At 71.4% G+C, this 11,769-nt stretch carries 10 protein-coding genes and 1 pseudogene; 5 read left to right on the forward strand and 6 right to left on the reverse strand.

Annotated elements, in window-relative coordinates; translation table 11 throughout:
* Positions 1-232 precede the first annotated feature (232 nt).
* Together ACFYOB_RS41080 and manA are read left to right on the forward strand one after the other, a co-directional pair.
* On the forward strand, positions 233-1,213 hold the full coding sequence (locus ACFYOB_RS41080) for an ROK family protein (protein WP_388570065.1): 981 nt from the start codon (positions 233-235) through the stop codon (positions 1,211-1,213).
* Positions 1,214-1,233: 20 nt separating this feature from the next.
* Positions 1,234-2,454 carry a mannose-6-phosphate isomerase, class I gene (gene manA / locus ACFYOB_RS41085; RefSeq protein WP_388570068.1) on the forward strand — a complete coding sequence of 407 codons (1,221 nt, stop codon included), beginning with the start codon at positions 1,234-1,236 and terminating at the stop codon, positions 2,452-2,454.
* A gap of 22 nt (positions 2,455-2,476) precedes the next feature.
* Here manA and ACFYOB_RS41090 read toward each other — a convergent pair whose 3' ends face one another.
* Positions 2,477-4,045, reverse strand: a complete 1,569-nt coding sequence (locus ACFYOB_RS41090) for an alpha/beta hydrolase (protein WP_388570070.1) — start codon at positions 4,043-4,045, stop codon at positions 2,477-2,479.
* Positions 4,046-4,267: 222 nt separating this feature from the next.
* Complete coding sequence (locus ACFYOB_RS41095) at positions 4,268-4,921, reverse strand: TetR/AcrR family transcriptional regulator (protein WP_388570072.1); 654 nt, start codon at positions 4,919-4,921, stop codon at positions 4,268-4,270.
* A gap of 129 nt (positions 4,922-5,050) precedes the next feature.
* Between ACFYOB_RS41095 and abc-f the strand changes: the two genes are divergently transcribed.
* Together abc-f and ACFYOB_RS41105 are read left to right on the forward strand one after the other, a co-directional pair.
* Positions 5,051-6,688, forward strand: coding sequence for a ribosomal protection-like ABC-F family protein (gene abc-f / locus ACFYOB_RS41100; RefSeq protein ID WP_388570074.1), 1,638 nt, complete (start codon positions 5,051-5,053; stop codon positions 6,686-6,688).
* 30 nt (positions 6,689-6,718) lie between these two features.
* The gene (locus ACFYOB_RS41105; protein ID WP_388570076.1) at positions 6,719-7,639 is read left to right on the forward strand and encodes a virginiamycin B lyase; all 921 of its coding nucleotides are present in this window, start codon (positions 6,719-6,721) and stop codon (positions 7,637-7,639) included.
* A gap of 191 nt (positions 7,640-7,830) precedes the next feature.
* Here the strand turns inward: ACFYOB_RS41105 and ACFYOB_RS41110 are convergent, their stop codons facing one another.
* Positions 7,831-8,448 carry a WHG domain-containing protein gene (locus ACFYOB_RS41110; protein WP_388570079.1) on the reverse strand — a complete coding sequence of 206 codons (618 nt, stop codon included), beginning with the start codon at positions 8,446-8,448 and terminating at the stop codon, positions 7,831-7,833.
* Between the two features lie 66 nt (positions 8,449-8,514).
* Here ACFYOB_RS41110 and ACFYOB_RS41115 point away from each other — a divergent pair, with 66 nt between their 5' ends.
* Complete coding sequence (locus ACFYOB_RS41115; protein ID WP_388570081.1) at positions 8,515-9,855, forward strand: alpha/beta fold hydrolase; 1,341 nt, start codon at positions 8,515-8,517, stop codon at positions 9,853-9,855.
* A 34-nt stretch (positions 9,856-9,889) separates the two neighbouring features.
* Here ACFYOB_RS41115 and ACFYOB_RS41120 read toward each other — a convergent pair.
* From ACFYOB_RS41120 to ACFYOB_RS41130, 3 genes and pseudogenes are all read right to left on the reverse strand, one after another.
* Positions 9,890-10,060 (reverse strand): annotated as a pseudogene (locus tag ACFYOB_RS41120) (transposase); the annotation flags it as partial.
* Positions 10,061-10,093: 33 nt separating this feature from the next.
* Positions 10,094-10,648, reverse strand: a complete 555-nt coding sequence (locus ACFYOB_RS41125) for a DinB family protein (protein ID WP_388570084.1) — start codon at positions 10,646-10,648, stop codon at positions 10,094-10,096.
* Between the two features lie 325 nt (positions 10,649-10,973).
* Positions 10,974-11,471: a DUF1877 family protein gene (locus ACFYOB_RS41130; protein ID WP_388570087.1), complete on the reverse strand. Its 498-nt coding sequence runs from the start codon at positions 11,469-11,471 to the stop codon at positions 10,974-10,976.
* Positions 11,472-11,769: the final 298 nt, after the last annotated feature.

Below are 11,769 nucleotides of genomic sequence, written 5' to 3' on the forward strand. Positions count from 1 at the left end.
CCCGCCCCACCCCCCCCCGCGGGTCAGGGTCACCACCCATCCCGCGGCGGCGCCCACCCCCACCCCCCCCCCGGCGCCCCCCCCCCCCAAAAAACCCCCCCCCCCCCCCGGCCCCCCCCGGGGGGGGCCCGGGGCCCCCACGACACGGTGTGCCATGAGGACAGGCGAGTGACAACGCGATCGCCCCTGGCGACGCGGTGACGCCCGCCCGCGAGAAGTCCCGGGAGAAAGAATGGATGCGCTCGTGTACGGAGCACTCGACATCGGTGGTACCAAGATCGCCGGAGGTCTCGTCGACGCCGACGGCCACCTGGTGGCCCGGTCGCAGTGCGCCACCCCGGCCCGCGGCACGGCCGAGGAGATGATGGCCGCGGTCGCGGCGGTCCTGGACGACATAGCCCTCCACCCGGAATGGAAATCGCTCTCCCACCTGGGCATCGGCAGCGCAGGCCCGGTCGACACCGTGGCCGGGACGGTCAGCCCGGTCAACATCCCGGCCTGGCGCGCCTTTCCCCTGGCCGACCGGATACGGGCGCTTCCCAACGTCCCGCGCGGCGTCGAGCCCGTTGTGGTGGGGGACGCGGTCGCGATGACCGCCGCCGAGCACTGGAAGGGCGCCGCCAGGGGAGTGGACAACGTCCTGGGCATGGTGGTCTCCACCGGCATCGGCGGCGGATTGATCCTGGGCGGGGCGCTGTATGCCGGCCCGTCGGGCAACGCCGGGCACATCGGTCATCTCACCGTCGACCACGCAGGGGGGCCCGAGTGCCCGTGCGGAGCGCGCGGCTGTGTCGAGCGGCTCGCCAGCGGCACGGCCATCGCCGCCCACGCCGTGGAATCCGGCTGGGTGCCGCCCGCCGGTGTCCAACCGACGGCCGCAGCGGTCGCGGACGCCGCCCGCGCCGGTGACCCGCGAGCCGCTGCGGCATATGACCGTGCCGGACGGGCCCTCGCCGCCGCGATCGCCGCCACGGCGGTACTCGTCGAACTCGACCTGGTCGTCATCGGCGGGGGTGTCGCCCAGGCCGGCGCGACCCTACTCGCGCCCCTCCGCCGCCACCTCGCCGATTACGCCGTCCTCGACTTCACCCGCGACCTGCCCGTCGTGCCCGCCGAGCTCGCGACGGACGCCGGACTCATCGGAGCGGCCGCCGTAGCCGGGCTGTCGCACTCGGGCCGCGGAACCCATCAGCTGCCCACCGCCCACCCGTAACCGACCGGAGCCGAGCGACCGTGGACCTGCTCACCACCACCATCCGACCCTATGCCTGGGGCTCCACCACCGCCCTCGCCGAGTTGATGGGCATACCGCCCGCCGGCGAACCCCAGGCCGAACTGTGGCTGGGCGCCCACCCCGCCGCCCCGTCCCGCGTCGACCGGGGACACGGGCCCGTTGCACTGGACAAGCTGCTCGCCGCCAGCCCGACGGCCGAACTGGGACCCGACCTCGCGCGCCGGTTCGGCCCGCGACTGCCGTTCCTCCTGAAGGTGCTGGCCGTCGACACCCCCCTGTCGGTCCAAGTCCATCCCGACCTCGCCCAGGCCGCCGTCGGCTTCGCGCGGGAGAACGCCCTGGGGATCCCGCTCGACGCTCCGCACCGCACGTACCGCGACGACCAGCACAAGCCCGAGATGATCGTCGCCCTGACCCGGTTCCAGGCCCTGTGCGGCTTCCGCTCTCCCGGACGGTGCGCCGACCTCCTGGAACTCCTCGGCGTCCCCGACCTCGGGCCGTATGCCGCGGCGCTTCGTGCCCGCCCGGGCGACGCCGCCCTCCGAGAGGTCTTCTCCGCGTTCCTGACGGCACCGACCGGTCTCCTCACCGCCGTCACCGAGGCCGTCCGGCGCGCCTGCGCGGTTGCCGGCCCGTACGGGACGGACCTCGCCGCGTATGCAGCCATCACCTACGCCCATCCCGACGACCCCGGCCTGCTGCCCGCCCTGATGCTGAATCATGTGGAGCTGGAACCCGGGCAGGCGCTGTTCCTCGGCGCGGGCATCGCGCATGCCTATCTGTCCGGCCTCGGCGTGGAAATCATGGCGAGTTCCGACAACGTCCTGCGCTGCGGCCTGACGTCGAAGCACGTGGATGCGGCCGAGCTGCTGGAGATCGTCCGTTTCACCGCACTCCCGGTCCGAGCCATCGCCGCGCGGTGGGATGCGGCGACGGGGGAGCACGTCTACCCGGCCCCTGTCGACGACTTCAGACTCTCGCGGTTCGACCTCGTACGAACCGACGCGCCGCGCACGCTCACGGCCGATGCACCCCAGATCGTGCTGTGCGTCCGCGGTGAAGCCACCATCGCCTCGGGGGAACGCTCGGTGGGGCTCGGTCCGGGCCGCGCCGTCTACGCTCCCGCCGGCGACACGCTCCGGCTCAGCGGAGAGGGAACGGTGTTCCGCGCCACCTCGCCCGTACGGACACGGCTCCGTCAAGGAGGCCCCACCCCGTGAATCCGTACCGGATCCAGAGCGTTCAGGAGAAGGGCTGCTCGTCCGGTCGGCAGGTCGTCCCCGGGGGTGGCAGTGTGCCGTCGACGAAGTAGCGGCTCTCGTACGTCTTCACGCAGCTGCTGGCGTTGTTGAACAGGGCGGTGTGGCCGTACCCGTCGTGGGTGAGCAGTCGGGCGTCGGCCAGTTCCCTCGCCATGGCCTCGGAGCCCGCGTACGACGTGGAGGGGTCGTACTTGGTGCCGACCACGAGGACGGGGTGTGCGGTGGGCTTGTTCCACGGTCCGGCGTACCGGTCGGCGGCCTGGGCCGGCCAGGTGGCGCACGGCTCTGCGGACCAGGTCCAGTAGCGGCCGGCGTCGCCCGCCCGCTCGGCGCTGTCCTCCGCCAGACGGTGGTAGGCGGCCGGATCGCGGGGGTTGGGGCTGTCGCCGCACCACACGGCCGATGCCTGTTCCTCGCCGAGGTACGGGTCGGGGTGCGCGACCGGGGGCGGGGGCGGGAACGCGGGCGCCTTCGGGACCCGGCCTTGCCACAGGTCCTGGAGGCGGCGGGCGAGGTCCGCCCAGCCCGGGTCGACGATGTAGAGGCCGCTCACCGTGTCGGCGACCGTCCTGGCGTACGTCCACGTGTCCACCGGGCGTTGCCTGAGGCGCTGCATCAGCTGGTCGAACTTCGCGCGGGTCGCCTTCGGGCTGCCGGCCGAGAAGGCGCAGCGGTCCGTGGGGGCGGATCCGCACAGGGCGAGGAACCGGTCCAGGGTGGCCGCGGCGGTTCGGTCGGAACCCATGCGCAGGAGTGTGGTGGTCCGGGCGTCAGGCCGGGCGCCGTTCGTCCAGGCGGAGGGCGCGATGTTGCTGTCCAGGACCATGGCGCGGACCTTGTCGGGGAACAGGTTCGCGTAGGTGGCGCCGAGGATCGTGCCGTAGGAGACGCCGAAGTAGTTGAGCTGCGGTTCACCCACGGCCTGCCGGAGCAGTTCGAGGTCTCGGGCGGTGTCGGCGGTCGACACGTGGCGCAGGAGTTCGGCATCGCGCTTCTCGCAGTGCCGGCCGAGGTCCTCGTAGGCGTCGATCCAGGTGGTGCGCTCCTTCTCTCCCACGGGGAACCCGACCGGCTTGGACCGTCCCCACGCCTCGGCGGCGTCGGTGCTCTCGAAGCAGTTCACCGCCGTGCTGTTGCCGATGCCGCGCGGATCCCAGCTGACGATGTCGAACCGTTCCCGCAGCTCCTTCGGGAAGGAGTCGTAGTTCTGCGGGACCTGCACCGTCCCGGGGCCGCCGGGCCCGCCGGGGTTCACGAAGAGGGTTCCCAGGCGCTGCGCGCCGTCGGTCGCCTTCCTGCGGACCACGGCCAGGTCGATGGTCCGGCCTGCGGGGTCGGCGTGGTCGAGGGGGACGCGGGCGGTGGCGCAGTCGTACGGGCTGCCGGGCGTGCACGGGGTCCAGTCCAGTCGGGGGATGCCCGCCGAGGGCGACGGCGCGTCCTGGGCGGCGGCGGGTCCAGGGCAGCTGAGTACGGTCGAGCAGACCGCCGCGGCGACGAGCGCCGCCACGCGGTGTCGGCGGCCGCCTGCCGGTCCGGGTAGGGGCATGGTCCGCCCTCCTCCGTCGGGTCGGGGGCTACCACGGCCGCGGCGCCGCGGTCGTGGTACGACGAGCGCCCCTGGAACCACGAAACCGCGGTTCACCGGCCCGCGCGAGCCGAGGCGCGGACCGAGGGCGGGGGCCGGGGCGCAGGCCGAGGGCGGGGGCCGAGGGCGGGGGCGCCCCGGTCGGCGCCGCTGATGAGCGCCCCCGGATTCTGCCGCCGGTGTTCACCGGGTCGTGTTGAAGGCGCCCGCTCGCCCCGCGGCCGCGGCTCCCGCCGCGGCCCGGCGGGGGAGGTCCGGGTCCGGGGCGGCCCGCAGGAGCAGCAGTTCGTGGTAGAGCGGAGCGGTCGCCGCGACCAGCAGTGTGCGGGCGTCGACCGGGCCGGGCAGTTCGCCCCGCGCGGTGGCGCGGGTGACGACCACCGCGCAGCGTGCGTAGCGGTCCTCCCAGAAGCGGGCCAGGGCGCCGGCCGCCTCGGCCGAGCGGAAGCCCGCGGCGATCAGTGCCGTGGTCAGGCTGGGCCCGCTGCCCGCCAGGGCTTCGTAGACCTCCTGGTTGAGCGAGGTGAGGTCCTCCTCCAGCGATCCGGTGTCGGGTGGGCTCCACGTGTCGTCGGACGCGGCGTCGAGCACGTCCGCCAGCAGGCCGCCGACGTCGCGCCAGCGCCGGTAGACCGTGGTGCGGTGCACGCCCGCGCGTTCGGCGACCGTGTCGACGGTCAGCGCGTCGTACCCGCCCTCCATCAGGAGGTCGCCCACCGCCGCCAGGACCTGGGCGCGGACCCGGGCGCTGCGGCCGCCCGTCCGACGCCGGGGCGTGGCCTGATCCGAGTCGTCTGCATGGCCGGATTCATCGCTTGTGTGTGCAGTGGCATCCATGGAACGATCTTAACGCAACATTGGTCGCCATAAGGAGTCCTTCGATGGTTCTCACCCGCTTTTCCACCACCTCCACCTCCACCACCACCACCCCCTTCCCGCTCGCATCCGACCCCCTGGAGCCGCTCCATGACCGCACAGCTGACCGCGCTTGACCTCTGCAAGTCCTACGACGGCCGCCCCGTTCTCGACTCCGTCGACTGCTCCGTCCCCGACGGCACCCGCCTCGGCATCGTCGGCGAGAACGGATCGGGCAAGTCCACCCTGCTCCGGCTGCTCGCCGGGACCGAGCGTCCCGACCGCGGCACGGTCACCGTCCGCGCGGACGGCGGCATCGGGTACCTCGCCCAGGAAGAGGCCCTGCCCGCCCGCCTGACCGTCCAGCAGGTCGTCGACCGCTCCCTCGCCGCTCTCCGCGCCATGGAAGGCCGGATGCGCCAACTGGAGGCCCGCATGGCGGACGGCGACACCACGGCCGACGTCCTCGCCTCCTACGCCGACCTGCTCACGGCCTTCGAACTGCGAGGCGGATACGATGCCGACGCCCGGGTCGAGCGCGCCCTGCACGGCCTGGGACTGCTCGGACTGCCCCGCGACCGCACCGTCGGCAACCTCTCCGGCGGCGAACAGGTCCGGCTCCGGCTGGCCGCGCTCCTGGCCTCAGCGCCCGAGGTGCTGCTCCTCGACGAGCCCACGAACCATCTCGACCACGCGGCCCTGAGCTGGCTGGAGGACCATCTCCGCGCCCGCCGCGGCATCACCGTCGCCGTCTCCCACGACCGGCAGTTCCTCGAACGCGTAGCCACCTCCCTGCTGGAGGTCGACGGCGACCTTCACCGCGCGGTCCGCTACGGCAACGGCTACGCCGGCTACCTCGCGGGGCGTGCCGCCGAACGACAGCGCCGCGCTCAGGCCCACGCCGCGTGGTGCGCGGAGGTGGACAGACTGCGGGAGTCGGCCGCCGGCACTGCCCGCCGGGTGGCTCCCGGCCGGGCGATGAAGGACGGCAACAAGATGGCCTACGACCGTGCGGCCGGCCGGGTGCAGCAGTCCCTGGCGAGCCGGGTGCGCAACGCCGAGGAACGGCTGGGCCGAGTGTTGGCCCAGCCGGTGCCCGCGCCGGCCGAGCCGCTGCGGTTCACCGCCGTGCCGCGTACCACCGGCGCCGACGGCCCGCGCGGTGTGGTCCTCGCGGCGGATGGCCTGGCGGTGGCGGGGCGGCTCGCGCCGCTGGACCTGGCCGTGCCGGCGTGCGGCCGGCTCCTGGTCACCGGACCGAACGGAGCCGGCAAGAGCACCCTGCTAGGCGTCCTCGCCGGCACCGTCGCCCCCGATCGGGGCCACGTCGTACGGCGCGCCCGAACCGGACTGCTGTCCCAGCACACCAATACGGAACAGCCCCGCCGATCGCTCCTTGAGGCCTTTGCCGCAGGCCGCCCCGGAACCCCCGAAGAACACACCGAGCAGTTGCTGTCGCTCGGCCTGTTCGTCCCCGAACGGCTCACCGCTGCGGTCGGCACCCTGTCGGCCGGCCAGCGGCAGCGGCTGGCACTGGCCCGGCTGGTCACCGAACCGGCCGACGTACTACTGCTGGACGAGCCGACCAACCACCTCTCTCCCGCACTGGCCGAGGAACTGGAGGAGGCGCTCGCCTCGTTCCCGGGTGCCGTGGTCGTGGTCAGTCACGACCGCCGGCTGTGCGCCCGCTGGCAGGGTGACCGCCTGGTCCTGCGCGCCCCCGAACCGGCCGCCGCAACAGCGGCGTAAGTCATCCCCCTCCCTCCGGAAAGGCCCCACTTGACTACCGACACCCCCGCACGCCTGATCCACACCTACACCCTCCCCACCACAGCTGCCGGCCCCTACGCCCTGACCGCCGGCCCCGACGGCAACATCTGGTGCACCCTGGTGCACGCCGGACGCATCGCCCGCCTCACCCCACACGGGCAGATCGACGAGTTCCCGCTCGACTCGTCCGACTGCGGCCCCACCCTCATCACCACCGGCCCCGACGGAGCCCTGTGGTTCACCCGGAACCGGGACCACCGCATCGGCCGCATCACCACCGACGGCCAAGCCCGCTCCTACGCCCTGCCTGGCTCCGACCCCGGACCGTTCGGCATCACCCCCGGGCCGGACGGCGCCCTCTGGTTCACCACGCTGCACACCGCGACAGTCGGCCGCATCACTCGTGATGGGAAGATCACCGAATACCCGCTGCCCAGCAGCGACTCCTACCCGTCCTTTGTCACCACCGCCACCGACGGCGCGTTGTGGTGCACGCTCAACCAGGCAGACGCCCTCGCGCGGATCACCGTGACCGGCGAGGTCAGCCTCTACCCGCTGCCCACGGTCGGCGCCGCGCCGGTCGGACTGGCGGCGGCGCCGGACGGAGCACTGTGGTTCGCGGAGATCGGGAGCGGCCGCATCGGCCGACTGGACCCGCGCGGCGTCGAGTTCGCCGAATATCCACTGCCGGACGCACAGTGCCGGCCGCACGCGGTGGCGGTGGCACCGGACGGCTCCTGCTGGTTCACCGAATGGGCCACCGGCCGCATCGGCCGCGTCACCACGGACGGCCGGATCACCGAAATCCCCCTGCCGGACCCCGCCTGCGAACCGCACGGCCTCGCCTTCGGACCCGACGGCACGCTCTACGTCGCCCAGGAGAGCGGCGACATCACCCGCTGGGACGTCACCGCGGCCACGAACTGCTGAGCGGCGGACCGCGCCAGCGCCCTTTCAGGGGGCACGCGCAAGACTTCTGCCCGCGGCCGATGGCCGACGGCCGATCGGTCTCACGGATGGCTGCCTGCAAGGTCATGCCGATCGTTGCCCGACGGGCTCCCGTGCAGCACCCGGTGCACTTGGGGGAGCGGGAGAAACCGATAGCGGCCGCCCTGCCCCTGTCAGGGACCGAGTTCGGCTTGGCGAAGGCTGCGGAACACCGCGGGGGTCGCCCAGCCGCGCAGGGCAGCGTGAATCGCCGATCGGAAGGCGGCCTCGGCCGTGAGGGTGTCGAGGGCTTCAGACAGTTCGAGCGTCACAAGTCCGTGCAGGGTGACCCACAGTGAGAGGGCGATCGACGTCGCTTCGCCGGCGAGGACGGAACCTGTCACAGCCCGGTCGATCGCCGCGATGAGTGGCCGGATGGGGTCACGGGTGCCGACTGCGCCCGATGGATCGAAGGATTGTGTCCTTCCGAACAGCACCGTGTACAGGTGGCTGTGTCCGCATCCCCATAGCCGGTATGCGATGGCCAGGGCGTAGAGGTCGGCGAGGGGATCCTCAGAGGTCGGCACCGCCGACAAGTCCTGGAACAGGCCGGCGACAGCCCTGTCGCGTACCGCCCCGATCAGTCCGTCCTTGCCGCCGAACAGGGAGTACACCGCCGTCGTCGACGCGCCGGCGGCAGCCGCGACGGCGCGGACCGTCACCGACTCCCGCGAACCCGTGGCCAACATCTCGGTCGCACACGCCACGAGGCGCTCCTTGACCGCCTCGTCGTTCGTCCTCGGTCTACCCATGACGAGAAGCCTACCTCTTCTGATAACGTCGTTTTGAAACAGCGTTCTGAAACTTGGAGGCCCGTCATGGGCGCATTCGCCATACGCCTTGTCCGCTTCACCGGACGCTTACTGCTGGCGCTGACTGCCGTCGCGGCGCTGGTTGTTGTCTTTCTCGTGTTGATCGTCCTCACGGACGGGGCCGGCTCGGGACTCGCCGCTTGGCTGACGGCCCTCGGCGTTGCTTCTGTCGCCGCACTGTGGCTGAGCCGGCGCCGGAGCCGTACCCGGGCGGCGCGACTCGTGCCGTTCGTGCCGGTGGTTCTCGCGGCGGCGTTGACGGCGACGGTCTGCGTTCCGGCCGTTCCCACGACCCGTCAGCACCCGCCCGCCCTGCCCTTCGTGGCCACCGAGCGCTGGAACCTGAACACCGGCAGCAGGGTCGCCGTGTACCACTACCCGCCCGCAGACCCCAGCACCCGACACCCGATCCCGCTCGTTTACCTCAACGGGGGACCAGTCCGCGGCATATCGGTACTCGACCACCGGTTCCTGCAACTCCTGGCAGGCCAGGGCTACGACGTCTACACCTACGAACAGGCCGGCGGCGGACGCAGCGACCTGCTCCCCATGGACCAGTACACGATCTCCAGATCGGTCCGTGATCTCAACGCCTTCATTTACCGTCTGGGCAAAGGCAAGGCTGACGTCCTCGGCTTCTCGTCAGGCGCCGTTGTGCTCACCCGAGCCCTGGCCGACCCCGCCGTCGCCGTACAGCTGCACCGGGTGATCATCGCCGAGCCCGGCCCGATGGACGCCCCGACATCGAGAATCACCGGGCACAAGGGGCTCCCGTCCGCACGCGATCTCGCACCGGGCATGACCGGGCCGCGATCAACGCGCAACCCCCGGTACGCCGTGGCGTTCGGCCTCATGCGACTCGGATTCCTCAGCCCTGGCACCGGACTGATCGGACAGGCCGAAGGAGACAACGCATTCACCGCCGCCGACCTCGGCAGCGACACTGCATCTGCCTACTGCGCGCGCGACGCGCATCGCATCCCGTCCGAAGACACCCCGCAGAACTTCTCCTTCAGCCCCGCCGCCAGCCTCCGCGTCCAGCAGACGGTGAGGGACTCCTCCTCCATTGCCCCGCAGCTGAGGCGCTCGGAGACGCCCGCCATGCTGATGATCGCCGAGTGTTCTTCCCAGGTTCGCCAATGGGCGACCACCATCCTCGCCAACGACCCCGCCATTCAGCGCACGCAGTACATGCCCGGAGTCGGGCACCACATGTGGAACGGCCTGGACGGCAACAACGACCGAGCCGCCGTCGTCGTCACCGCGTTCCTCCAAGGTGAACCGGCACCTCTGCCGAACTCGCCTACTCGCGAGGGGATCCCCACCTTCCTGCGTGATCGCAAGTGACACCCGTGCCGTCGTCATGTCTGCCGAAGACTTAGCGGGTGGCGGGCCGGTGGTTCTTCGAGCCGAGGGGCCTGGGCAAGTAAGGGCGGTGGTTCCGAAACCCCCGCCGCGCCCGGGCGGGGATGAGCCGACCAGGCTCGGCGGGCTTCTCCCAGGGGCGGCGGAGATCCTCAGCCAGCGGACGCGCGCGGTGGCACGGTCCGTGGTCGAGTGCTTGCCGCCTTGCCGCCGAAGATTTTCAGAGGGCCGATGTCGAACGGGCCCCGAGAGAGGAATCGCGCCTGCCCTCGTCGTGGTGTTCCAGTTGGCGACCCATGTCGAGCAGGTGATGGCGCAGCTCGTGCAGGGTGTGCACGGCGACCCAGCGCAGTGAGCGTTCCTCGCGTTCAGGATAGCTGTATACCAGTGTGCGCTCCCAGTCGGAGGGAGACAGCCGGTCGAGTACTTCGGTGAACAGTAGTGCCGCGTCCTGGAGTTGGCGCGCGACATCGGCAGGCTGTTGCTGGGCATATCCGTCGTGCTCGACCCGCTCGTCGCGCCCCATGGATTCGGCAACCGGCGTATCACGACGTCGTGCGGCCAGCACCCGCTCCCGCTGGACGAGCAGCACATCGCGCATGTGGCAGGCGTACTCGAGAGGTGACCACACCTGCGGCGCAGAGCGTCGCCGCAGCACCGACGGTTCGGCCCCCAGCAGGTCCGCGTATTCGCGCGCGTGGCCCTTGGCGAGCACCGAGACCCTGGGAGCAAGGGCGAGGTCGTACTCGAAATCGCATTCCGTACAAGCCGTCATGCATTCACGTTAACAACCGTCCCCTTCGGGCAAGGCCTGCACCCGTCCGGATGGGTGGTGTTGGGGCGGGGTGCCACGGCCGGTCGGAGGTGCTCCTCGAGCCTCGCTCCGCGATGGTCTCCGGCCACCCCGAACGGGCCGAGCCGCTCCAGAGTCTGGCCTGCTATCAGGAGCTTCCACCTCCCGGTTGCGTCCGCAACCGACTGAGGAGGAGCGGGGCTGGGGACCCGTCGCCACGCGATACGACGAACTTGCTGTCCGCTACGTAGCGACATTGCCGGTCGCCGCCAACAACGAATGGTTGTGACCGGCACGCGACCACGTCTCAAGCCCACACCGCCCTGACCACGGCGTGGCCTGCTGCAGCCGCCCGCCCGTAGAACCCTTGGAGGCGCCTGTGACGGTCGAGGAACTCCTGCCTGACCTGCGACTCGTCCCAGCCGGACCAGACGAGCTTGGCGCTGGCGACGTTCCACAGCTCGTCGAAAGGGACGCTCGCGAGGAAGCCTGCGGCCTGTGACACCCCAGGCGGTTCCAGAAGTCCCAGGGGCGGGTTGGAAGGATCGGCATCGGCGCTGTGTGCCACGGGGCGCCCGCCGTAAATCGGCAACGTCGAGAGCTTGCCGGCATCCGCATCAAGGGCATCGGCAGCTGCGTAGAGGTCATTGACGTCATCCCAGACCTTGTCGATCGAGACGGCGATGCCCGCTGCGTACTCGGCGGGTTGGTTCTCCCAAGCCTCCCACATGAACGCCGCAAGCCAGGTGTGGTCGTCCCGGATCTCCGATTCCGCGACGGCGCGCATGTGCATGTGGATGCTCACAGCGACGAGTCCTCGAGTTCAGCGGCCCGCCCGTCGGGCCGAACGGACAGAACTTACTCGACGGCACTGACGGCGAGATGCCCGTCTCTTAACGCCGAGATGCCCGGCGCTGCCAGGACGCCCTCAGACCCTCCCGCTACCGTCGCGGCCATCATCGCGACGGTGACAGACAGGGCAGATATGCACATGCTCCGTCTCTGCGTGGCTAAGGGCTGTCCCGTAATCCCCGGTGGGTCAGCGCACGGCGTCGGATGCGGTGCATCGCAAGGCGGAGGGGCGCCCCCATACTGGGCGTATT

The sequence above is a fragment of the Streptomyces sp. NPDC006463 genome, from assembly GCF_042870715.1.
GTDB lineage: Bacteria > Actinomycetota > Actinomycetes > Streptomycetales > Streptomycetaceae > Streptomyces.

Excerpts from the sequence above, each read along its gene's own strand:
- ACFYOB_RS41080 (WP_388570065.1), top strand. The coding sequence starts at position 233 with ATGGATGCGCTCGTGTACGGAGCACTCGACATCGGTGGTACCAAGATC.
- ACFYOB_RS41090 (WP_388570070.1), bottom strand. The coding sequence starts at position 4,045 with ATGCCCCTACCCGGACCGGCAGGCGGCCGCCGACACCGCGTGGCGGCG.
- ACFYOB_RS41095 (WP_388570072.1), bottom strand. The coding sequence starts at position 4,921 with ATGGATGCCACTGCACACACAAGCGATGAATCCGGCCATGCAGACGAC.
- abc-f (WP_388570074.1), top strand. The coding sequence starts at position 5,051 with ATGACCGCACAGCTGACCGCGCTTGACCTCTGCAAGTCCTACGACGGC.
- ACFYOB_RS41110 (WP_388570079.1), bottom strand. The coding sequence starts at position 8,448 with ATGGGTAGACCGAGGACGAACGACGAGGCGGTCAAGGAGCGCCTCGTG.
- ACFYOB_RS41115 (WP_388570081.1), top strand. The coding sequence starts at position 8,515 with ATGGGCGCATTCGCCATACGCCTTGTCCGCTTCACCGGACGCTTACTG.
- ACFYOB_RS41125 (WP_388570084.1), bottom strand. The coding sequence starts at position 10,648 with ATGACGGCTTGTACGGAATGCGATTTCGAGTACGACCTCGCCCTTGCT.